Source organism: Sphingobium sp. FG58 (assembly GCF_057809055.1).
On record NZ_JBMDJF010000001.1, the window covers coordinates 315,786 to 335,456 of the forward strand.

The 19,671-nt window shown below is 65.0% G+C and carries 18 protein-coding genes and 1 pseudogene; 8 read left to right on the forward strand and 11 right to left on the reverse strand.

The window, feature by feature from the left end; translation table 11 throughout:
• Positions 1 to 5: 5 nt before the first annotated feature.
• Positions 6 to 1,766 carry a fatty acyl-AMP ligase gene (locus tag ACODR8_RS01675; protein WP_489005686.1) on the reverse strand — a complete coding sequence of 587 codons (1,761 nt, stop codon included), beginning with the start codon at positions 1,764 to 1,766 and terminating at the stop codon, positions 6 to 8.
• 149 nt (positions 1,767 to 1,915) lie between these two features.
• Here ACODR8_RS01675 and ACODR8_RS01680 point away from each other — a divergent pair, with 149 nt between their 5' ends.
• From ACODR8_RS01680 to ACODR8_RS01695, 4 genes and pseudogenes are all read left to right on the forward strand, one after another.
• Complete coding sequence (locus tag ACODR8_RS01680) at positions 1,916 to 2,440, forward strand: regulatory protein RecX (protein WP_489005687.1); 525 nt, start codon at positions 1,916 to 1,918, stop codon at positions 2,438 to 2,440.
• 47 nt (positions 2,441 to 2,487) lie between these two features.
• Positions 2,488 to 3,024, forward strand: a complete 537-nt coding sequence (locus ACODR8_RS01685) for a DUF192 domain-containing protein (RefSeq protein WP_489005688.1) — start codon at positions 2,488 to 2,490, stop codon at positions 3,022 to 3,024.
• Between the two features lie 197 nt (positions 3,025 to 3,221).
• Positions 3,222 to 3,620 carry an NADH:ubiquinone oxidoreductase subunit NDUFA12 gene (locus tag ACODR8_RS01690; protein WP_489005689.1) on the forward strand — a complete coding sequence of 133 codons (399 nt, stop codon included), beginning with the start codon at positions 3,222 to 3,224 and terminating at the stop codon, positions 3,618 to 3,620.
• Between the two features lie 233 nt (positions 3,621 to 3,853).
• Positions 3,854 to 4,024, forward strand: a pseudogene (locus ACODR8_RS01695) (DUF2155 domain-containing protein); the annotation flags it as partial.
• A 35-nt stretch (positions 4,025 to 4,059) separates the two neighbouring features.
• Here the strand turns inward: ACODR8_RS01695 and aat are convergent.
• The gene (aat, locus tag ACODR8_RS01700) at positions 4,060 to 4,809 is read right to left on the reverse strand and encodes a leucyl/phenylalanyl-tRNA--protein transferase (protein WP_489005690.1); all 750 of its coding nucleotides are present in this window, start codon (positions 4,807 to 4,809) and stop codon (positions 4,060 to 4,062) included.
• Positions 4,810 to 4,912: 103 nt separating this feature from the next.
• Here aat and ACODR8_RS01705 point away from each other — a divergent pair, with 103 nt between their 5' ends.
• Together ACODR8_RS01705 and ACODR8_RS01710 are read left to right on the forward strand one after the other, a co-directional pair.
• The gene (locus ACODR8_RS01705; protein ID WP_489005691.1) at positions 4,913 to 6,010 is read left to right on the forward strand and encodes a potassium channel family protein; all 1,098 of its coding nucleotides are present in this window, start codon (positions 4,913 to 4,915) and stop codon (positions 6,008 to 6,010) included.
• Positions 6,011 to 6,056: 46 nt separating this feature from the next.
• Positions 6,057 to 7,286: a dipeptidase gene (locus ACODR8_RS01710; protein WP_489005692.1), complete on the forward strand. Its 1,230-nt coding sequence runs from the start codon at positions 6,057 to 6,059 to the stop codon at positions 7,284 to 7,286.
• 167 nt (positions 7,287 to 7,453) lie between these two features.
• Here the strand turns inward: ACODR8_RS01710 and ACODR8_RS01715 are convergent, their stop codons facing one another.
• From ACODR8_RS01715 to cysD, 3 genes are all read right to left on the reverse strand, one after another.
• The gene (locus ACODR8_RS01715; RefSeq protein WP_489005693.1) at positions 7,454 to 8,209 is read right to left on the reverse strand and encodes a 3'(2'),5'-bisphosphate nucleotidase CysQ; all 756 of its coding nucleotides are present in this window, start codon (positions 8,207 to 8,209) and stop codon (positions 7,454 to 7,456) included.
• Positions 8,206 to 10,119 (reverse strand): sulfate adenylyltransferase subunit CysN, encoded by a 1,914-nt coding sequence (cysN, locus tag ACODR8_RS01720; protein WP_489005694.1) that lies wholly within the window; start codon positions 10,117 to 10,119, stop codon positions 8,206 to 8,208. The genes ACODR8_RS01715 and cysN overlap by 4 nt, the downstream gene beginning before the upstream one ends.
• A 122-nt stretch (positions 10,120 to 10,241) precedes the next feature.
• Entirely contained in the window at positions 10,242 to 11,153 is a 912-nt protein-coding gene (gene cysD / locus ACODR8_RS01725) for a sulfate adenylyltransferase subunit CysD (RefSeq protein ID WP_294136054.1), read from the reverse strand.
• An 87-nt stretch (positions 11,154 to 11,240) separates the two neighbouring features.
• On the opposite strand from cysD, the gene ACODR8_RS01730 reads away from it, so the two are divergent.
• Complete coding sequence (locus tag ACODR8_RS01730; RefSeq protein WP_489005695.1) at positions 11,241 to 12,329, forward strand: helix-turn-helix transcriptional regulator; 1,089 nt, start codon at positions 11,241 to 11,243, stop codon at positions 12,327 to 12,329.
• 197 nt (positions 12,330 to 12,526) lie between these two features.
• Here the strand turns inward: ACODR8_RS01730 and ACODR8_RS01735 are convergent, their stop codons facing one another.
• Positions 12,527 to 13,552 (reverse strand): S66 peptidase family protein, encoded by a 1,026-nt coding sequence (locus ACODR8_RS01735; protein ID WP_489005829.1) that lies wholly within the window; start codon positions 13,550 to 13,552, stop codon positions 12,527 to 12,529.
• A gap of 8 nt (positions 13,553 to 13,560) precedes the next feature.
• Positions 13,561 to 14,004 (reverse strand): cupin domain-containing protein, encoded by a 444-nt coding sequence (locus tag ACODR8_RS01740; RefSeq protein ID WP_489005696.1) that lies wholly within the window; start codon positions 14,002 to 14,004, stop codon positions 13,561 to 13,563.
• 56 nt (positions 14,005 to 14,060) lie between these two features.
• On the opposite strand from ACODR8_RS01740, the gene dapE reads away from it, so the two are divergent.
• Complete coding sequence (dapE, locus tag ACODR8_RS01745) at positions 14,061 to 15,200, forward strand: succinyl-diaminopimelate desuccinylase (protein WP_489005697.1); 1,140 nt, start codon at positions 14,061 to 14,063, stop codon at positions 15,198 to 15,200.
• A gap of 144 nt (positions 15,201 to 15,344) precedes the next feature.
• Here dapE and ACODR8_RS01750 read toward each other — a convergent pair whose 3' ends face one another.
• The 4 genes from ACODR8_RS01750 to ACODR8_RS01765 form a co-directional block, all read right to left on the reverse strand.
• On the reverse strand, positions 15,345 to 17,030 hold the full coding sequence (locus tag ACODR8_RS01750; RefSeq protein WP_489005698.1) for a putative bifunctional diguanylate cyclase/phosphodiesterase: 1,686 nt from the start codon (positions 17,028 to 17,030) through the stop codon (positions 15,345 to 15,347).
• Positions 17,031 to 17,130: 100 nt separating this feature from the next.
• Positions 17,131 to 17,664 (reverse strand): Smr/MutS family protein, encoded by a 534-nt coding sequence (locus ACODR8_RS01755; protein WP_489005699.1) that lies wholly within the window; start codon positions 17,662 to 17,664, stop codon positions 17,131 to 17,133.
• Positions 17,665 to 17,675: 11 nt separating this feature from the next.
• Positions 17,676 to 18,929 carry a murein transglycosylase A gene (mltA, locus tag ACODR8_RS01760; protein WP_489005700.1) on the reverse strand — a complete coding sequence of 418 codons (1,254 nt, stop codon included), beginning with the start codon at positions 18,927 to 18,929 and terminating at the stop codon, positions 17,676 to 17,678.
• Between the two features lie 7 nt (positions 18,930 to 18,936).
• Positions 18,937 to 19,590, reverse strand: a complete 654-nt coding sequence (locus ACODR8_RS01765) for a Tim44/TimA family putative adaptor protein (RefSeq protein WP_489005701.1) — start codon at positions 19,588 to 19,590, stop codon at positions 18,937 to 18,939.
• Between the last annotated feature and the right edge of the window lie 81 nt (positions 19,591 to 19,671).

Below are 19,671 nucleotides of genomic sequence, written 5' to 3' on the forward strand. Positions count from 1 at the left end.
GTCTGTCACGCTGCTATGTCGTAGGGTCTGATTTCACCGGTCAGATAGAGGTTGCGCGCCTTGGACCGGCTCAATTTGCCGGAGCTGGTGCGCGGCAGGGTGCGCGGCGGCACCAATTCGACGACGCAGTTCATGCCGGTGATCGCCCGCACCCGCTCGCGGATCTGGTCGCGCAGACGGGAGCGTTCGTCATTGTCGGACGTGCGGCAATGGACCAGCACGGCGGGCGCTTCTTCCCCGCCCGGCGTGGTGATGGCGAAGGCGGCGATGTCACCCTGCTTGAAGCCGGGCAGCTGCTCCACCGCCCATTCAATATCCTGCGGCCAGTGATTCTTGCCGTTGATGATGATCATGTCCTTGGCGCGGCCGACAATGTAGAGATAGCCGTCGCTGAGATAGCCCATATCGCCGGTATCGAGCCAACCGTCCGCCATGCAGGCGTCGGTCGCGGCCTGGTCCCGGAAATAGCCGACCATCAGCGATGGCCCGGTGGTCCAGACCTTGCCAATCTGGCGCTCGTTCAGCGGGCCGCCATCCTCGTCACGGATTTCCACGGTCATGCCGCGCGCGGGCCTGCCGCAATTGACGATGGAGCGGAAGCGCTGCGGGCGACCTTCGGTCGCGTCGCCGCCCGACAGGTCGGTTTCCTCGACCAGTTCGACGATGATCCCCTCGCCCGGCGGCATGATGGTCACGGCCAAGGTCGCTTCGGCCAGGCCGTAGCTGGGCAGGAAGGCGTTGGGCGAGAAACCGGCGTCGGCAAAGGCATCGACGAAGCTCTGCATCACATCAGGGCGAATCATGTCCGCGCCATTGCCCGCCAGTCTCCACCGGGACAGGTCGAACCGGTCCTGCGCCTTGGTCTGGCTGGACATGCGACGGGCGCAAATATCGTAGCCGAAGGTCGGCGAGTAGCTGATCGAGGTGCCCTCGTTCCGGCTGATAAGGTCCAGCCAGGCCAACGGACGGCGGGCGAAATCCTCGGTTTTCATGTAATCGGTCGACACCTGATTGGCGACGACCGACAGGAAGCAGCCGACCAGCCCCATGTCATGATACCAGGGCAGCCAGCTGATGCAGCGGTCGCTGTCCTGCACTTCCATGCCATGGCTGTGCGCGGCCAGATTGCTGAGCAGCGCATGATGCGTCACGGCGACGCCATGGGGGAAGCGGGTCGATCCGCTGCTATATTGCAGATAGGCGACGTCCTGCGTCTGCGCCTGCGGCAGATCGGCGGGGATCACGTCGCGGGCGATAAAATCCTCGAACGCGATGCTTTCGACATTCTTCTGGCGACCGGATTTGCCTGCCATCTCGGCCAGTTCCTGTGGAAACAGGAACAGCATCGGGTCGCAGCTGGAAAGCTGGACGTTGAGCTGGTCGATATAGCTTTCCTTGCCGCCAAAGCTGGTCGGCAACGGCAGCGGCACCGGCCAAGCACCCGCATAGATGATACCGAAAAACAGTTGGGCGAAATCGACGCCGGTTTCGGCGACCAGTGCGACCCGGTCCTGCGGCTTGACCCCATGAGCGATCAGGCGATGGGCGCAGGCGATGGCATCGCTGCGCAGCTCGCTGAACGGATAGGGCCGCGCCAGATTGCCACGGGCATCGTGGAAATTGAGGCCGCGAACGCCCTGCGCCGCATAGTCGAGCGCCTCGCCCAGCGTCTCGAAGTCCGAGAAGCGGCGCGGCAGATCATCAGTGGTCGGCGTCGGTGCCATCATCTCTTGCGAACCCGTCATATTGGTTTCACCCAATGTCATAAATTATGTGATCGGCGCGGCCGCTATCATCTTTGACCGCGACATGCACCGGATATTCCATTCCAGTCCGCCCTTGTAGCGCATAAGGCACGGTGAAATTCCGGCCCGACTGTGGCATAAACATGGCGGCTGGCGCATGATGGTCCAACATGACCAGCAAACGCCCCCGCCCACCGCTTGACGAGGACAGCCTGCGCGAAGCCGCGCTGCGTTATGTCAGCCGGTTCGCGACCAGCCGGGGCAAGTTGCTCGCCTATCTGCAACGCAAGGTCAAGGAACGGGGCTGGGGCGGGGAACAGCCTGCGGACCTGCCCGCTTTGGTCGAACGGCTGGCGGCGCTCAGCTATGTCGATGACAGCCAATATGCGGTGATGAAGAGCGCGGCGCTGGGCCGCCGGGGCTATGGCGCGCGCCGGATCAACGAAAGCCTGCGCGCGGCGGGCATTGCACCGGCCGACCGGACGGATGCCGATGCGCAGGTAGACGCCGAAACCTGGATCGCGGCGGAACGCTATGCCCGGCGCAAACGGGTCGGCCCCTATGCCAGCGTGATGCCGGACCCAAAGCAGCGGGAAAAAGCGATCGCCGCCTTCCTGCGCGCCGGCCATAGCTATGCGATCGCACGGCGCTGGGTCGATGCCGCGCCGGGCGAAGTACCGGAGGCAGAGGAATGAGGGTTAATCCCCTCCCCATGAGCCACGAATCGCATTAGGCAAGCGGGATGACGCGCCTTCCTGCCCCGATCGCTCTGGCCCTGCTCGCCGCCTGTTCGGCCGACCCGCAAGCCACCAACAACAGCGCTACCGCAGCGCAGGCCCCTGCCGCGCTGCTGCCTTTGGTGATCCAGACCGAAAAGGGCGCGCGGCGCTTCACGGTGGAGGTTGCCGAAACTCCGCAGCAGCAGGAAGCGGGCCTCATGTTCCGCAAATCACTGGCGGACAATGGCGGGATGCTCTTCCCCATGGACCCGCCGCGCACGGCGAGTTTCTGGATGAAGAATACACTGATCCCGCTCGACATGCTGTTCATCCGCACCGACGGGACGATCGCCTTTATCGGCGCGAACACCGTCCCTTATTCGCGCGAACCGGTGTCGGCAGGGGTGCCGGTCGCCGCCGTGCTGGAGCTGCGCGGCGGGCGCGCGGCGGAACTGGGGATCAGGGAGGGCGACGTCGTGCAGTGGGGTCCATGCACGCAGGCCGCACCGCGCAAGCAAGGCACGGTGGGCGGCTCCGATTTTTGCCCGCCAGTCCTTTAGGGGAGCATCCAATAACATCCGTTCGGGCTGAGCCTGTCGAAGCCTTGTCCTTCTTCTCAAGAAGTGCGGCCCTTCGACAGGCTCAGGGCGAACGGAGATGTGGTGAATTGGTCCGGCTCGTTGCATCCCAATCCGACGTGCAATTCTCGCATATCCACCTTGCCAATCCCCCGTCGCAGCGGCTAAGCGCGTGGGCCATGGGAATTCTCGGCAAGATCTTCACCTGGTGGGATGGCGCGACCATCGGCACCTCGCTGTTCACCGCTCGCAAGGGCCGGAAGATCGGCGAGGATATCCAGGGCAATGTCTATTATGAAGGCGGCAGCGACGTCCATGGCGTGCCGCGCCGCTGGGTGATCTATAACGGCGCGAACGACGCCAGCCGCGTGCCGGCCGAATGGCATGGCTGGCTGCATCACTCGATCGAAGGGACGCCCCAAAGCTTCCTGCCGCCGCCGCGCATCTGGGAACGGGAATTCACCCCCAACGCCACCGGCACCGCGCTAGCCTATCGCCCATCCGGCGCGATGGAAAAGGGCGGCCTGCGCCAGAAGGCGACCGGCGATTATGAGGCATGGAGCCCCGACGCATCATGATCCGCCGTCCGGCGGGGGCTTGCCTGTCGATCCTGTTTGGCGCGCCGCTGCTGGCGCTGACCGCCTGTGGCGACAATGACGTGCCTGCCGCCAACCAGACCGGTCCGGTCCGGGTGCAGGGGACGCCGATCCGTTCGGGCGACGCCGCCACTCTGCCCGGTACGCCGATGGCAGAGCGCACGGCCGTGATCGGCCTGCTCAACAAGCGCAACGGCCTGACCCGCGACCTGACGATGAAGCCGGGCGAAGCGATGCGGGTGGGCGACGCAATCGTGCGCTTGCAAGCCTGCGAAACCAGCGCGCCATGGGAAAATGTGCAGGAAACCGGCGCCTTCGTGCAGCTGGACGTGCGCAGCAGCGCCGACGGCAAATGGCGGCGCAATTTTTCCGGCTGGCTGTTCCGCGAACGGCCCGACCGTAATGTCGTGCAGCACCCGGTCTATGACGTGTGGGTCAGAAGCTGCGCGATGGCATGGCCCGAAAGCGGCCCCGATTCGGTCAAGATCGGCGGCAAGGGCGAACCGGTCGCCGCCTCCCCTGCCAGCGGCGCGAACGCCAGCTCCGCCGCGACGCCAGCGCCTGCCGACAGCACGCCCGCCCCTGCCCCCAGCGGCACGCCCTCGACCGCTGCCCCCAGCAACTGAAGATAGTCGCGCTGGCCGATCTCCACCGCACCGAGCGAGTGGAGATGATCGGTCATGAACTGACAGTCGAGCAGGGTGAAGCCGCCAAAGCGCAGCCGCGCCACCAGCCAGGCCAGCGCAACCTTCGACGCATCGGTGCGGCGTGACACCATCGATTCGCCAAAGAAGGCGCGGCCCAGCGACACGCCATAAAGGCCGCCGACCAGTTCCTCCCCTTCCCACACCTCTATCGAATGGGCAAAGCCATGGGCGTGGAGCTGGCGGTAGGATTGTTCGATCGGGCCGTTGATCCAGGTCGATGGCCGATCCGGCGCGGCCTGCGCACACAGCGCCACGATCCCGGCGAAATCGCGGTTGGCGGTGACGCGAAAACGGTCGCGCCGCAGCGTTCTCGACAGTGAGTGCGACATATGAAAGCCGTTGAGCGGCAGGATCGCCCGGCGCTTGGGTTCGACCCAATAGACTTCCTCCGCCTCCCGATCGTCGGACATGGGGAACACGCCGATGGCATAGGCTTGCAGCAGGAGCAGCGGGTCGATCGTCATCACGCTACGCTCTAGCGTGAAGCATCCCGCCGGTCATCAGCGGACTCGACAGCGACGCGCAAAAGCGCCACCACTATGCAGGCTTCGGGGGGAAGCAGGGACCATGGCACAGGACCGGACGGGCAGCGACGCCGCCAGCCTCTTTGCCTCGCCAGCGCGGCTGCTGGTGGGGACGCTGATCTTTGTCGGCATCGTCTTTGTCGCGGCGGTATCGGCCTATGTCGCGGCGGGCTGGCCGGTCGCAGACGCCGCTTATATGGTAACTTTAACAATATTTTCAGTTGGTTATGGCGAAGTCCGGCCGATCGCCACGCCCTATTTGCGCGCCGTCACGATCGCCACGATGGTGCTGGGCTGCACCGGGATGATCGTGCTGACCGGCGCGCTGGTGCAGATGTTCGCGGCCATTCAATTGCGCCGATTGCTGGGACTGGATCGTATGCAGACTTTGATCGAACGGCTGAGCGGCCATGTGGTGATTTGCGGCTTTGGCCGGATCGGCGTGCAACTGGCCAAGGAGTTACACGCGGCGGGTACGCCCTTTGTCATATTGGAGCGCGACGGCGGCAAGATCGCCGAGGCGCAGGCGCTGGGCTATCTGTGCCATCGCGGCGACGCGACCGAGGAAAGCGCGCTTCGCACCGTCCGCATCGACCGGGCGAAAATATTGGCGACGGTCCTTCCCGACGATGCGGCCAATGTGTTCATCACCCTGTCGGCCCGCAACATGAATCCGGGCCTGGAGATCATCGCGCGCGGCGAGGCGCCGACCACGGAAAGCAAGCTGCTACACGCGGGCGCGGACAAGGTGGTGCTGCCCACCCATATCGGCGCGGAGCGGATTGCCGAGATGATCCTCTATCCCTCGACCGCCGGGTTCGTCGCCAATTCCGCCGAGATGGGCCAGATGAAGCGCGGCCTGCACGAATTCGGGCTGGAACTGGAAATGGTGGTCGTGTCGGACAAGGGCGCAATGACCGGCGTGACCGTGGGAGAGGCCGAACGGCGCGGTCGGGGCGCTTTCTTCGTCGTCCAGATCGACCATGCCAATGGCAAGAGCATCCAGCACCCCGGTGAGGAAGTGCGGCTGGAGGCGCAGGATCAGGTGCTGCTGGTAGTGCGCGGCAGCCGCGTGTCTGCGGGCGCGATCTTCACCGCCCCGGCGCAGCGTCAGCGCACCGGGCGCACCTTCTTCGGCTGACGCACCGGCGATTGACTTGGGCGCGCGCGCGCCTACCCTCTCGCCCATGAAAAGCCTTTGCCTCGCGGCGCTGCCGCTGCTCCTCGCTGCCCCGCCCGTCCAGGCCGCGCCTGATCCCTATGCCGCGCGGATCACCCGCGTCCTGAAAGCCACCCCCTTGATCGACGGCCATAATGACTGGCCCGAAGCGCTGACGGAGAAAGCGAAGGACGCGCGCTGGACGATGGACCTGACCCAGCTGGACCCCAAGCAATATCATACCGATATCAAGCGGTTGAAGGCAGGCGGCGTCGGCGGGCAGTTCTGGTCGGTCTGGGTGTCGGCGGATCTGCCGCAGGTGCAGCAGGTAAAGGATACGCTGGACCAGATCGGCATGGTCCATGCGCTGGCCGAACGCTATCCGCGCGATTTTACGCTGGTGACGACGGCGGCGCAGCTGCGCGCCGCGCACAAGGCGGGGCGGATCGGGTCACTGATCGGGGTAGAGGGTGGCGGGCAGATCGACGGCAGCCTCGCCGTCCTGCGCGCCTATCGCGGGCTGGGCGCGGCCTATCTGACCCTGACCCACAGCCGCACGATCGACTGGGCCGACAGCGCGACCGACAACCCGACGCATGACGGGCTGACCCCCTTTGGCGAGGATGTGGTGCGCGAACTCAATCGCCTCGGAATGCTGGTGGATCTGAGCCATGTCAGCGAGGCGACGATGCTGGACGCGCTGCGCGTGACGAAGGCGCCGGTGATCTTTTCCCACTCCAACGCCCGTGCGCTGTGCGACACGCCGCGCAATGTGTCGGACGCGGTGCTGAAACAGGTGGCGGCCAATGGCGGCGTGGTGATGGTCAATTTCGCCGCCCAATATGTGTCCGAAGCCCGCCGCGTCTGGGGTGCGGACCGCAGCGCCGAAATCGCCCGCTATAATGCGCCGCCCTTTGGCGGGCTGTATATCGGCAACCCGGACGGTGCGGCAAAGGCATTGGCGGCATGGGAGGCGGCGCACCCGGAGCCGGTGGCGACGATCGGACAGGTGGCCGACCATATCGAGCATATCGTCAAGATCGCTAGACACGACCATGTCGGCATCGGCAGCGATTTCGACGGGGTCGGCGATCTGCCCGAAGGGTTGAGCGGGGTGGAAACTTACCCGGCGCTGCTGGCGGAACTGATGCGGCGCGGCTGGAGCGACGCGGATGTCGCCAAGCTGGTGGGCGGCAATGTGCTGCGGGTGATGGCGGCGGCGGAGAAGGTGAGTAGCTCCCTTACCCCTCTCCCTTGAGGGAGAGGGGTGCGGAGACTTGGCTGCTTGCAGCCTTAGTCGCAGCTGGGTGAGGGTGTAGCGGCGTCAGAGGGGCGCGCACGATCCGCGTCGAACCCCCTCTTCCAACTTCGCCTAACCCGCTACGCGGGTAAGGCTTCGTATCCTTCTCCCCCAAGGGAGAAGGGTTATGCCGCCTGCACCTGCGCCACCAGGGCCAGGACCTGTTCCGCATGCTCCTTACGGCAGATCAGCAGGTCGGGCATATAGACGTCGCGCTGGTTGTAGATCAGCGGGCTGCCGTCGATGCGGCTGGCGTGCAGGCCGTGGGCCAGGGCAACGGCGGCGGGGGCCATGCTGTCCCATTCATATTGACCGCCCGAATGGAGGTAGATGTCCGCCTGCCCCAGGATGATCGCCATGGCCTTCGCCCCGGCGCTGCCCATCGGCACCAGTTCTGCACCCAGTTTCTCGGCCACCGCCACCGCTTCAGCAGCGGGGCGGGTGCGGCTGACGACCATGCGCAGCTGATCGGGTGCGGGCGGCACGACGCGCGGCTGGTCGGTGCGGATGACGACGCCGCCATCCAGCCCCGGCAGCGCCACTGCGCCAATCGCCGCCTGCCCGTCGATCGCCAGGCCGACATGCACCGCCCAGTCGGCGCGGGCCTCGCCATATTCGCGGGTGCCGTCGACCGGATCGACGATCCAGACCCGCGACTGGCTGAGCCGGTCCTCATTGTCCTTTTCCTCTTCGGACAGGAGGCCGTCCTGCGGCCGCACCTCCCGCAGGGCATGGCACAGGAACTGGTTGGCGGTCTGGTCGCCCGCCTTGCCCAGCGCCTTGGGACTGAACAGCCCCGATTCCCGCACGTCGAGCAGGATTTTTCCAGCAACCTCTGCCAGATGGGCCGCCAGCGCGGCGTCGATCATGCCGCCGCTCATGGGATCAGCCTCGCGACGATGGCGTCGGCAGCTTCTTCGGCGCTCATCGCCACGGTATCGACGCGGATTTCCGGGTCGAGCGGGGCTTCATAGGGGCTGTCGATCCCGGTGAAGTTTTTGAGCTGCCCCGACCGTGCCTTCTTGTAGAGACCCTTGACGTCGCGCGCTTCGGCATCGGCCAGCGGCGTGTCGATATGCACCTCGATAAACTCGCCCGGCTGCATCATCTGCCGCACCATGTCGCGTTCCGAACGGAAGGGCGAGATGAAGGCGGTGATGACGATCAGCCCCGCATCGGTCATCAGCTTGGCGACTTCGCCCACGCGGCGGATATTTTCCACCCGGTCGGCATCGGTAAAGCCCAGATCCTTGTTCAGGCCATGGCGGACATTGTCGCCGTCGAGCAGGAAGGTGTGACGGTTCATCCGCGCCAGCTTCTTTTCGACCAGATTGGCGATGGTCGACTTGCCCGCGCCCGACAGCCCCGTGAACCACAGCACGGCTGGCTTCTGGTTCTTGAGACCCGCATGGAAATCCCGGCTGACGTCGGTGGCCTGCCAATGGACATTCTGCGCCCGGCGGAGCGAGAAGTGCAGCATCCCCGCCGCGACCGTGGCGTTGCTGATCTTGTCGATCAGGATGAAGCCGCCCAGCGTCCGGTTGTCGGCGTAAGCCTCAAACACGATCTGCTTGTCGGTGGACAGGTTGGCGACGCCGATGGCGTTCAGATCCAGCGTCTTGGCCGCCAGATGCTCCATCGTGTTGACGTTGACCTGATATTTGGGCTGCTGGACGGTCGCGGTGACCATCTGTGTGCCGATCTTGAGCCAGTAGGAGCGGCTCGGCAGCATCTCCTCATCCGCCATCCACACGATGGTCGCTTCGAACTGGTCGGCGGCCTGGGGCGGATTGTCGGCGAGCGCGATGACATCGCCGCGCGAACAGTCGATTTCATCCTCAAAACAGAGCGTAACCGACTGGCCAGCGACCGCCTGATCCAGATCGCCATCCATCGTCACGATGCGGCTGATGGTCGAGGTCTTGCCCGATGGCAGGACGCGGATGGTGTCGCCGGGCTTGACCGTGCCGGTGGCGATCAGGCCGGAAAAGCCACGGAAATCCAGGTTCGGGCGGTTGACCCACTGCACCGGCATACGGAAGGGCTTGTCGGCATCGACCGCGCTGTTGACCTCGACCGTTTCAAGATGCTCGATCAGCGCCGGACCGGTGTACCAGGGCGTGTTTTCCGACGGGCCGGTGATATTGTCGCCCTTGAACCCGGAAATCGGCATCGGCGTGAAGGCGGCAATGCCGATGCTGGCGGCGAACTCGGTATAATCCGCGACGATCTTGTCGAAGATCGCCTGATCATAGCCGACCAGATCCATCTTGTTGACGGCCAGCACGATGTTGCGGATGCCGATCAGGTGGGCGAGATAGGAGTGGCGGCGGGTCTGCGTCAGGATGCCCTTGCGCGCGTCGATCAGGATGACGGCCAGGTCCGCAGTGGATGCGCCGGTCACCATGTTGCGGGTATATTGTTCGTGGCCGGGCGTGTCGGCGACGATGAACTTGCGCTTTTCGGTGGCGAAGAAGCGATAGGCGACGTCGATCGTGATGCCCTGCTCCCGCTCGGCGGCGAGGCCATCGACGAGGAGCGCGAAGTCAATCTCCTGCCCCTGCGTGCCGACGCGCTTGGAGTCGGCCTGCAAGGCTTCGAGCTGATCCTCGAAGATCATCTTGCTGTCATAGAGCAGGCGACCGATCAGCGTCGACTTGCCGTCATCCACCGACCCGCAGGTGATGAAGCGCAGCATCGTCTTGTGCTGATGCACGTCCAGATAGGCGTCGATATCCTCGGCAATGAGGGAATCGGTCTTGTAGATGGGGTCTGTGAGGGTGTCGGTCATATCGCTACCTCGTCATCCCAGCGAAGGCTGGGATCTCGTTGATCTTGGGGAGAGTCAGGCGGCCTGGGGCCCCGGCCTGCGCCGGGGTTGACGCTTCGGAACGCTACGCATTCCGTGGCGCGTCAAAAATACCCTTCCTGCTTCTTCTTCTCCATGCCCGCGCCGCCGGCATCCTTGTCGATCGCGCGGCCCTGCCGTTCCGACGTGGTAGTCAGCAGCATTTCCTGGATCACTTCAGGCAGGGTGGCAGCCTCGCTCTCCACCGCGCCGGTGAGCGGATAGCAGCCCAAAGTGCGGAAGCGGATCGAGCGTTCGACCGGCACTTCGCCCGGTTCGAGGGGGAAGCGGTCGTCATCGACCATCAGCAACATGCCGTCACGCTCCACCGTCGGGCGCTTGGCCGAGAAATAGAGCGGAACGATCGGAATGTCGTTCAGGTGGATATATTGCCAGATGTCCAGCTCGGTCCAGTTACTGATCGGGAAGATGCGGATGCTCTCGCCCTTGGCTTTGCGGGCGTTGTAGAGGTTCCACAGTTCGGGGCGCTGGTTCTTGGGGTCCCAGCCGTGGGAGGCGGTGCGGAAGGAGAAGATGCGCTCCTTGGCGCGGCTCTTTTCCTCGTCACGGCGCGCGCCGCCAAAGGCTGCGTCGAAGCCGTAGAGGTTGAGCGCCTGCTTCAGCCCTTCGGTTTTCCACATGTCGGTGTGCAGCGCGCCGTGGTCGAACGGGTTGATGCCCCGGTCCTTGGCTTCCTGATTCTGATAGACCAGCAATTCCATGCCGCTTTCCTGCGCCATCCGGTCGCGCAGCTTGTACATTTCCTGGAATTTCCAGGTCGTGTCGACATGCAGCAGCGGAAAGGGCGGCGGCGAAGGATAAAAGGCCTTGCGCGCCAGATGCAGCATCACGGCTGAATCCTTGCCGACGGAATAGAGCATTACCGGCTTTTCTGCCTCCGACACCACTTCCCGCAGGATGTGGATGCTCTCGGCTTCGAGTCGCTCCAGATGGGTCAGGGTTTTTGCGTCTACCATGCGGTCCTCAGCTTGTTTGTGCGCCTGTTATGGCAGCAAAGCCAATTCACTGGACCTCCCATATGGGAGGATGTATGAGCATCACTCATGCGACTGGATGATGGCGGATTATTGGCGGCCCTGCACGAAGGGATGTTCCAGCAACCGCTGTGGCAGGACTTCCTGGAAAAGCTGCGGCTGCGCACTGGCGCGGTCTATACCACGCTGATTTTCCGCCCGGTCGATGAGGATGCGATCGTCGAATTACACGCCGGCCCGCCGCCGCCGACCCATTTGCACAGTTTATTCGTCGAAAAATACGGGCGCGACCCTTTCCCCTACCGCCATATGCGCGACGGGCGGGTCTATGCCCTCGCCGAACTGCTGGAAGAGAGCAATCCGGTCCATCGCGCCTTCAACAGTGAATTGCTGGTGCCGCAGGGGATCACCGACATGCGCTCCATCCGCATCACGGAACCCAGCGGTGTGGATGGCTGGCTGGCCTGCGCGGGCGGGCGGTCCATCGGGCCGGCGGTCAGCGCACTCCTGACCGCGCTGGCCCCGCATTTGCGTATCGCGCTGCGCGCCTTCGTCGCGCTGGAGCGGGAGAAATTGCGATCGACTCTGACCTCCGAAGCGTTCGGGCGGCTCAATTTCGGCTGGCTGACGCTCGACGCGCGCTGCCGCATCATCGACATGACCGCCCATGTGGAACAGTTATTCCAGCGCACCAGCGTGCTGCGGCGCGGGCGCTACGACCGGCTGACCCCGGCCTCGCCGCTGATCGACCGGGAACTGACCGCGCTCGTGCGACACATGGCCGACGATCCCGACAGCCGCCCGCGCGCCATTAACCTCAGCCGTGATCCCTGGATGGACATATTGGTCGCGCCGATCCGCGGACGGTCGGTGTCGGCGGGATCGACCCCGGTGGCGATTGCCTATTTGAGCGGCGATCGCTGGTCACAGGCGGACCGGTGCGAGCAATTGGTCGAACTGTTCGGCCTGTTGCCCAGCGAAGCGCGACTCGCCTGGGCGATCGCGCAGGGCATCCCCATCAGCGAGGCCGCCGGAAACCTGGGCATCACGGTGGAAACCGCACGCAATTACAGCAAGAAAATCTATGCCAAAACGGGTGCGCGGGGCCAGGCGGAACTGGTGCGGATCGTGCTGACCAGCGTGCTGGCGATTGCTTGAGGGACTCATTCCTCCTCGCAAGGGGACCGTTACGACATTCATCGTCAGCGGATTCGTCATCCCCGCGAAGGCGGGGATCCATCTCCTGACGTAAATCACGACGATAAGGTGGGAGATGGATTCCCGCCTTCGCGGGAATGACAACAGGTTGTGCGGCTATCTCAATTTTTACAACGGTCTCCAGCAAACGAGACCATTTAACTAACTCCCGCCTCCAGCAACCGGATCGTTCCCGCCCCCGCATCGATCTCCGCCTGCACGCCCACTGGCAGGCTATACTGGTTGGCCACATGGCCAAACAGCGCGCCCTGAAAGGCCGGGACGCCCAGCGGCTCCAGATGCTGTTGCAGCACTTCCGACAGAGTGAAGCCGCCATAGGAGGGGCCAGCGGCGGTGCAGCCGCTGCACTGGCCGAACACTACGCCCGCCAGTTTGCCCAGCACGCCGCCCAGCGCCAGTTGGGTCAGCATCCGGTCGATGCGATAGGGGGCTTCGTCAATATCCTCGATAAACAGGATCGCGCCGGTGAAGTCGGGCAACCAGCCCGTCCCCATCAGCGCCGCCAGCACGGTGAGGTTGCCGCCCAGCAGCCGCCCGCGTGCCACGCCGGGGCGGAAGGTGCGGATGCGGCCGCTGCGCTGGACCAGCCGGTCCTCCATGCCCGGCGGATTGGCGAAAGTCGGGGTTGCCCCCTCGAACGCCACGGCGCGGAAAGCGTCCCAGGACAGCTTGCCCCAGCTGCTCGCGGCATTGGGTCCATGGATGGTGGTGAAGCCCGCCTTCGCCGCGAAGGCCAGATGCAGCGCGGTGATATCGGAAAAGCCGACCAACAGCTTGGGATGGGCGCGGATCGTCGCGAAATCCAGATAGGGCAGCAGCCGCGCACAGCCCCAACCGCCGCGCACCGCGAACAGCGCCTTGACCGTGGGATCGGCATACATGGCGTTGATGTCCGCCGCCCGATCCGCGTCCTTGCCCGCCAGATAGCCATGGCGCTGCGCCAGATGCGGGGCGTCCCTGGGCTTCAGTCCCATGGCGACGATGGTTTCGCGCACCAGATCCAGATCGAACCCGTCATCGGTAAAGCCCGCCGGTTCGATCAACCCGACCGTGTCGCCGGGGCGCAGGCGCGGTGGCTTGACCAGCGCTGGCGGCGCAACCGGGGGTGCCTTGGCGGCGACCAGCAATGCGCCCATCCCGCCCATCAATGCGCGGCGATCCATGGCAATCGTCAAAAGCTGCTCCTGTCCTTGCGCCGATAGCCGCCACCCGTCCACAACAGGTCTATGTCGGGATAATGGCAATCCCCCGTTGGCAGCCGCCCAAAGGCCAGAAATACGCAATCGCCATCGCTTTCGTTCAGCAGATGATGGCCATTTGGTTCGCCCTTGGGAAAGGCCGCCATATCGCCTGCGCGCATGAGCGTGCGGGCGTCATCCTCGACCAGCACCGCCTCCCCTGCCAGCATGACGACGAACTCATCCTCATCCTCATGCCAGTGGCGCTGGGCGGAGGCGCCGCCGGGTTTCAGCACGACATGGCTGACGCCAAAGTCGGTCAGGCCATGGGCCGGTCCCAGCCGCCGGACCCATCGTTCCGCCACCGCGCTGTTGTGCGGAGGGGGATAGCCTGTGGCATTGGTCTGCGCGATTGTCTCTGGATCGATCCGGGGCATGGCCTCTTCTCCTGCTGCTGCTGGCCAAGCGGCATGGCTTTCGCTAACGCACGGGCATGACCATGACCAGAGCCAATGATGATGTGGTGGCGCTCGCCCAGCGCCTGCTCGCCTGCCCGTCCGTAACCCCCGCGACCGGCGCGGTGTTCGCCGCGCTGGAGGATATGCTGCTGCCTTTGGGTTTTACCGTGGACCGTTTCATCGTGGGCGAAGCGCCCGACGGGCCGGTCGAAAATCTGCTGGCGTGGCGCACCACCGGCGCGGGGCCGCATTTCGCCTTTGCCGGGCATCTGGACGTGGTGCCGCCCGGCCCCGGCTGGACCAGCGATCCGTTCGTGCCGGAGATTCGCGGCGACCTGCTCTACGGACGCGGCGCGGTGGACATGAAGGGATCGATCGCCGCCTTCGTCGCGGCGCTGGCCACCCTGCCCGACGATCTGCCCGGCACGATCAGCCTGATCATCACCGGGGACGAGGAAGGGCCTGCCGTCTATGGCACGCTGGCGCTGATGGAACGGATGGCGGCGCGCGAATTGCGCCCGGACCTGTGCGTCGTGGGAGAGCCGACATCGTCCGCGCGGCTGGGCGATGTGGTGAAGATCGGACGGCGCGGGTCGGTGAATATGTGGATCAGCGTCGCAGGCACGCAGGGCCATGTCGCCTATCCGCATCTGGCCGACAATCCCGTGCCTCGCCTGGTCCGCATCCTCGCCGCGATCGACGCGCTGGTGCTGGACGAAGGGACCGATTGGTTCCAGCCCAGCAATATCGAGATTACCGACATGGAGGTCGGCAACCCGACCACCAATGTCATTCCGGGTGCTGCAAATGCGCGCATCTCGATCCGCTTCAACGACCAGCATAGTGGCGCGTCGCTGGTAGAGCGGATCAGCGCGATCGCGGCTACCGAAGGCGGAACGGTGATGGCCAAGATCAGCGGCGAACCCTTCCTGACTGCGCCCGGTACATTGTCCAGCTTGGTGTCGGGCGCGATTCGGCAGGTAACGGGCGTGGACACCGAACTGTCCACGACGGGCGGCACATCCGACGCCCGCTTCCTCTCGCGCCTGTGTCCGGTGGTCGAGTTCGGCCTGAACAACGCGACCATGCACAAGCTGGACGAGGCCGTCGCGGTGCAGGATCTGCATGATCTGGTGCAGATTTACCGGCTGGTCTTGGAGCGGGCGTTGGGCTGAGGGAGAGCGGGTAAACCATCCTCCCCTGTAAGGGGAGGGGGACCGTTCGCGTAGCGAATGGTGGAGGGGTGTCGCCCTATCGGGAGGGTGACACCCCACCGTCTGGCCTACGGCCATCCACCTCCCCTTGCAGGGGAGGATCAATCAGCCCGCCCCCCGCTCCAGCGCGGCAGGCTGCGCCGTGTAACGGCTGAGATAATCCTCTTCCCCCGTCGGCATCGCCAGATGATAGCCCTGGAACAGGGTGCAGCCGATGACGCGCAGCATGTCCATCTGCGCCTGGTTCTCAATGCCTTCGACAACCACTTCCATGCCCAGCCCCTGAATAAGGCCCACGACGGCGGAGCAGATGGTGCGCGCTTCGGCCGATGTCGCGATGTCGCGCACCAGGCTGCGGTCGATCTTGACCCGGTCGACCGGCAGTTCCTTCAATCGCGACAGGTTGGAATAGCCGGTGCCGAAATCGTCGATGGCGATGCGCACCCCGTCGCGGCGCAGCGCGGCGAGCTGGTCCAGCACGCGCGGCTCCATCTCCATTGCCAGCGATTCGGTGATTTCCAGCTCCAGCATCCCGTCTGGCACCTGATGCGTGGCGATGGCGTGACGCAGGCGCAGGAAGAAATCGGCCTGCCCCAGTTCGCGGGTCGAGATATTGACGGCGATCCGCTGATGGATGCCTGCGCGGGACCAGCGGGCAGCGGTTTCGCACACCCGGTTCATCACCCAGTCGCCCAGCGCGACGATCGCGCCGCTTTCCTCCGCCACCGGCACAAACGCGCCGGGCATGACGATATTGCGTTCGGGATGCGCCCAGCGCACCAAAGCTTCGGCGGTGACCGCGCGGCCAGTCAGGACGTCGATCTGCGGCTGGAACTCCAGCAGAAATTCGTCGCGCTCCAGCGCCAGCAGCAGGTCGCGCTCCAGATCGGCACGATCGGATGCCTCCAGCGCCAGCGCGTCGCTATACATTTCCGCACGGCCACGCCCTTCATGCTTGGCATGATACATGGCGATGTCGGCCGCGCGCAGCAGGGTGGATAGCGTGTCGCCATGGTCGGGATAGCAGGCGATGCCGATCGATGCGCCCAGATCGACATGCTGGCTGCCCAGATCGAACCGTTCGCCAAGTGCGAACTGAATGGCGCGGGCGATCCGCGCGGCGGCGTTGTGGCCCGACAAGGTGGGGAAGAACATCGTGAATTCGTCACCGGCCAGACGACCGATGACCGCGTCGCCCATCCCTGCGCCGATCTGCGCCATCACCACTTCGCGCAGGCGCCCCGCGACACGCGCGAGCAATTGATCGCCTGCGGCATGGCCCAGCGTGTCGTTGACGCTTTTGAACCCGTCGAGATCGATGAAGAACAGGGCGGCCATGCCCCCCTCCTCGCGCTCGGCCAGCTGGCGTTCGACCTGGCGACAGAAGCTGGTGCGGTTGGCAAGGCCCGTCACCTGATCAAACAGCGCAAGCGCCTGGACATGGTCGAGATTGGTGCGGACCTGGCTGAACAGGCTTTCGAGCGCGACCGACAGATCGGGCAGTTCCAGCCCGATTTCGCGTGGCACGCGCGACTGGAGATCGCCATGGGCGGCGGCAAGCAGGCGTTCGGTGGCGGCGTCGATCGCGGCGGCAGTCGTCGCAATGGTGCGGCTTGCCGACGCCCAGCTCATCGTGCCGCAAAGAATGGCGATGATCAGCGCGCGGCCGATCTGGACAATGTCATCCTGCGCGCCCGGCGTGTAACCCAGCACCAGCGACAGAATGAACACCAGCGCCCCTGCGGCGCAGGCAAAGGCAGCAGCGCGGCTTTTCAACGTAACGCCGTGCATCTGCCTCCTTACCCCCGCAAGTGATCCCGAAAGAGGATCATGATCCGCTGGATATGAAGGACGGTGGTTAAGAAAAGATCAGCGAAAGCCGCGAAAGCCGTTATTTTTTCCGGCGTAAAACAAGGTAGAGCGCGCCGTCGCCGCCATGGCGCGGATGGGCGACGCGGACGCTGGCGATTCGGTCGGCATAGGGGCTGGTTTCCAGCCAATGGCCGATTTCCGCGCGGATCGCGCCGCGCCGTGATGCCCCGTCCGCCGCGTTTTTGGGCGGCTTGCCGGTCACGACGAGGAGGACGCGAGCGTCCCGCGCCAGCCCCGACGCGATCGCCTGATTGAGCCGGACATGCGCCGCTGACAGGCTGTGGCCGTGCAGGTCGATGCTCATGTCCGGGCTGATCGTGCCGCCGCGAATCCGCTTTTCCCAACCGCTATCCAGCACCGCCGCGGGGGTGCGGATGGGTGCCGGGGCCGGGGTCAAGCGTGGGGGCGGCGTTAACCCTGTTTTGACGGCGACAGCCACCGGTTGGGTCGGCAGCGCCGGAGTCACACGCCCATGCGGGCGGATCGGCCGGACCGATCGGGTCAGCGCGGTCCAGAGCGCGGCTTCATCGGGGGACAGGTGCCGCCGCGCCATCGAACGGCCGGTCAGGGCCGGACGAGGCGCGCCGCCGAGCCGATCGGCAGCAGCACCAGCGCGCTGCCGCGTGCCGACATGCCGCCCGCGATGCCCCGCGCCCGCGCGCCCGCGCCCCAGAAACTGTCGAAGCGATTGGCCCCCTTGATCGCGCCGCCCGTATCCTGCGCGATCCACACGCCATTGGGTTCGGCGCGGTCGAGCGAGAGCAGGACCGGCGCGCCAAGCGGCACGAATTTGGGGTCGGCGGCAACCGTCCCCTCCGCCGTCACCGGCACACCCAGCGCGCCGATCGGCCCTGCGCCGGTCAGTTCGCGGAAGAAGACGAAGCTCTTATTTTCGTTCATGATTCCCGCGCCCTCGACCGGGTTGGCGCGTAGATATTGCATAATATCCTGCATCGACCCGGCCTGGATCAGGCCGCGATCCTTCATCAGCTTACCGATGCCGCTATAGTCGCGGCCATTCTGCCCGTCATAGCCGATCCGCATGACGCTGCCGTCGGGCAGGTTGAGCCGCCCGCTGCCCTGAACCTGAAGGAAGAAAAATTCGACCGGATCCGCGGCATAAGCGAGTTCCAGCCCGCGCCCGGCAAGCGCGCCCGCCACGATCTGGGCGCGTTCGTCATAGGGGATGAATTTGGTGCCGGACACCTTGCCGCGGATCGTGCGGCCTTTGAGACTCTCGCTAAACTGGCCGAGATCGACGTCGATCAGATCGGTGGGGCGGCGATAGATCGGCACTTCATAGCCGGGCTGGCGGGTGCGCGACCCGGCGATTTCCGGTTCATAATAGCCGGTGACGAAGGCCGCGCCGGTGCCGACCTGCACTGCTTCAAAATAGCGGGAGAAAAATTCGCTTGCCGAGGCTTCGGGCCAGCTGGAGGCCGCCGCGCAGGCGTTGTTCCAGTCGGACCCCTTGGTCAGGCCGCTCTGGTCCGTGCGGCGCATCAGCGTGGGGCAGGATATGCGAAAGGCTTCCAGCGCCAGCCGCGACCGTTCGCCCGACGGGATCAGACTGGCGATATCGGGACCGCGCGTGACGCCAAGGCCCGCCGCCGTGCTGCTGTCCAACGCCGGATCGGCAGGGACTTCGACCGGCAGCGTCGGGCGCGGAGTTGCAGGAGTCGGGCGGGTCGCCTCGCCCGATGGCACCGGACGCGACGGGGCGGCGGGGCCACTGGCCGATGGTGGGATCATGCCACCCGCGCAAGCGGACAGCGCCAGCGCTGCGATCAGCGCGCCCGCCGAATGCCGAAAACTCATGCCGCGATCACGCTTCGTCGGTTTCGCTAAGCTTCCAGTTGGGATCGGCACTGCGAATGTCGCGGGTGAAGGTCCAGATATCGTTGGTGCCGACCGCGTCGGTCATCGAACCAGCGACGACATTGCCGTCCTTGTCGCGGGTGACGGCGGCCATGTCGGCCTCAAACCGCAGCGCGACCTGGGCGATACGGCCATCGACCGACGCCTCGACAATCTGGGCTTTTTCGATGCGGACCAGCCGGTTGTCGAGGACATGCCCCTCCGCCTCACGGGCGGTAATCGCTTCGTCGAACGACGCGCGCACATCTTCGTCACACAGCCAGGCCAGTTCATCGCGGTCGCCGCGCCAGAAGGCTTCCAGCACCATGCGATAGGCGCTTTTCGCGCCATCGACGAATTGCGGCACGTCGAAGCTGCGGTCGGCGGCGATCAGCGCGCGGACACCCATTTCAGCCCCCGGTGCGATCAGTCCATCAGCCAGACGCACCGAATCGCCCGCCATTTCGGTGGCGGGGCGCGGTTGCAGGACCGTCACCTTGGCGCGGTCCTCCGCCGGGCGCAGCGCAGGCTCCTGTTCGTGCCCGGTACGCTTGCCGAGAACGGAATAGAGCCGCAGCGCCAGAAAACCGGCGATCATGGCGAGGATGACAATCACATACACGGAAGGCTATACCCTTTGTGTGGGGACAATGTTCCGACCAACATAGGCATGTTTGCACGTAACTTCAAATAGGGGGTTGCA

Coding starts and splice junctions, on each gene's coding strand:
- ACODR8_RS01675 (WP_489005686.1), bottom strand. CDS start 1,766: ATGACATTGGGTGAAACCAATATGACGGGTTCGCAAGAGATGATGGCA.
- ACODR8_RS01680 (WP_489005687.1), top strand. CDS start 1,916: ATGACCAGCAAACGCCCCCGCCCACCGCTTGACGAGGACAGCCTGCGC.
- ACODR8_RS01685 (WP_489005688.1), top strand. CDS start 2,488: ATGACGCGCCTTCCTGCCCCGATCGCTCTGGCCCTGCTCGCCGCCTGT.
- ACODR8_RS01690 (WP_489005689.1), top strand. CDS start 3,222: ATGGGAATTCTCGGCAAGATCTTCACCTGGTGGGATGGCGCGACCATC.
- aat (WP_489005690.1), bottom strand. CDS start 4,809: ATGACGATCGACCCGCTGCTCCTGCTGCAAGCCTATGCCATCGGCGTG.
- ACODR8_RS01705 (WP_489005691.1), top strand. CDS start 4,913: ATGGCACAGGACCGGACGGGCAGCGACGCCGCCAGCCTCTTTGCCTCG.
- ACODR8_RS01710 (WP_489005692.1), top strand. CDS start 6,057: ATGAAAAGCCTTTGCCTCGCGGCGCTGCCGCTGCTCCTCGCTGCCCCG.
- ACODR8_RS01715 (WP_489005693.1), bottom strand. CDS start 8,209: ATGAGCGGCGGCATGATCGACGCCGCGCTGGCGGCCCATCTGGCAGAG.
- cysN (WP_489005694.1), bottom strand. CDS start 10,119: ATGACCGACACCCTCACAGACCCCATCTACAAGACCGATTCCCTCATT.
- cysD (WP_294136054.1), bottom strand. CDS start 11,153: ATGGTAGACGCAAAAACCCTGACCCATCTGGAGCGACTCGAAGCCGAG.
- ACODR8_RS01730 (WP_489005695.1), top strand. CDS start 11,241: ATGCGACTGGATGATGGCGGATTATTGGCGGCCCTGCACGAAGGGATG.
- ACODR8_RS01735 (WP_489005829.1), bottom strand. CDS start 13,552: ATGGATCGCCGCGCATTGATGGGCGGGATGGGCGCATTGCTGGTCGCC.
- ACODR8_RS01740 (WP_489005696.1), bottom strand. CDS start 14,004: ATGCCCCGGATCGATCCAGAGACAATCGCGCAGACCAATGCCACAGGC.
- dapE (WP_489005697.1), top strand. CDS start 14,061: ATGACCATGACCAGAGCCAATGATGATGTGGTGGCGCTCGCCCAGCGC.
- ACODR8_RS01750 (WP_489005698.1), bottom strand. CDS start 17,030: ATGCACGGCGTTACGTTGAAAAGCCGCGCTGCTGCCTTTGCCTGCGCC.
- ACODR8_RS01755 (WP_489005699.1), bottom strand. CDS start 17,664: ATGGCGCGGCGGCACCTGTCCCCCGATGAAGCCGCGCTCTGGACCGCG.
- mltA (WP_489005700.1), bottom strand. CDS start 18,929: ATGAGTTTTCGGCATTCGGCGGGCGCGCTGATCGCAGCGCTGGCGCTG.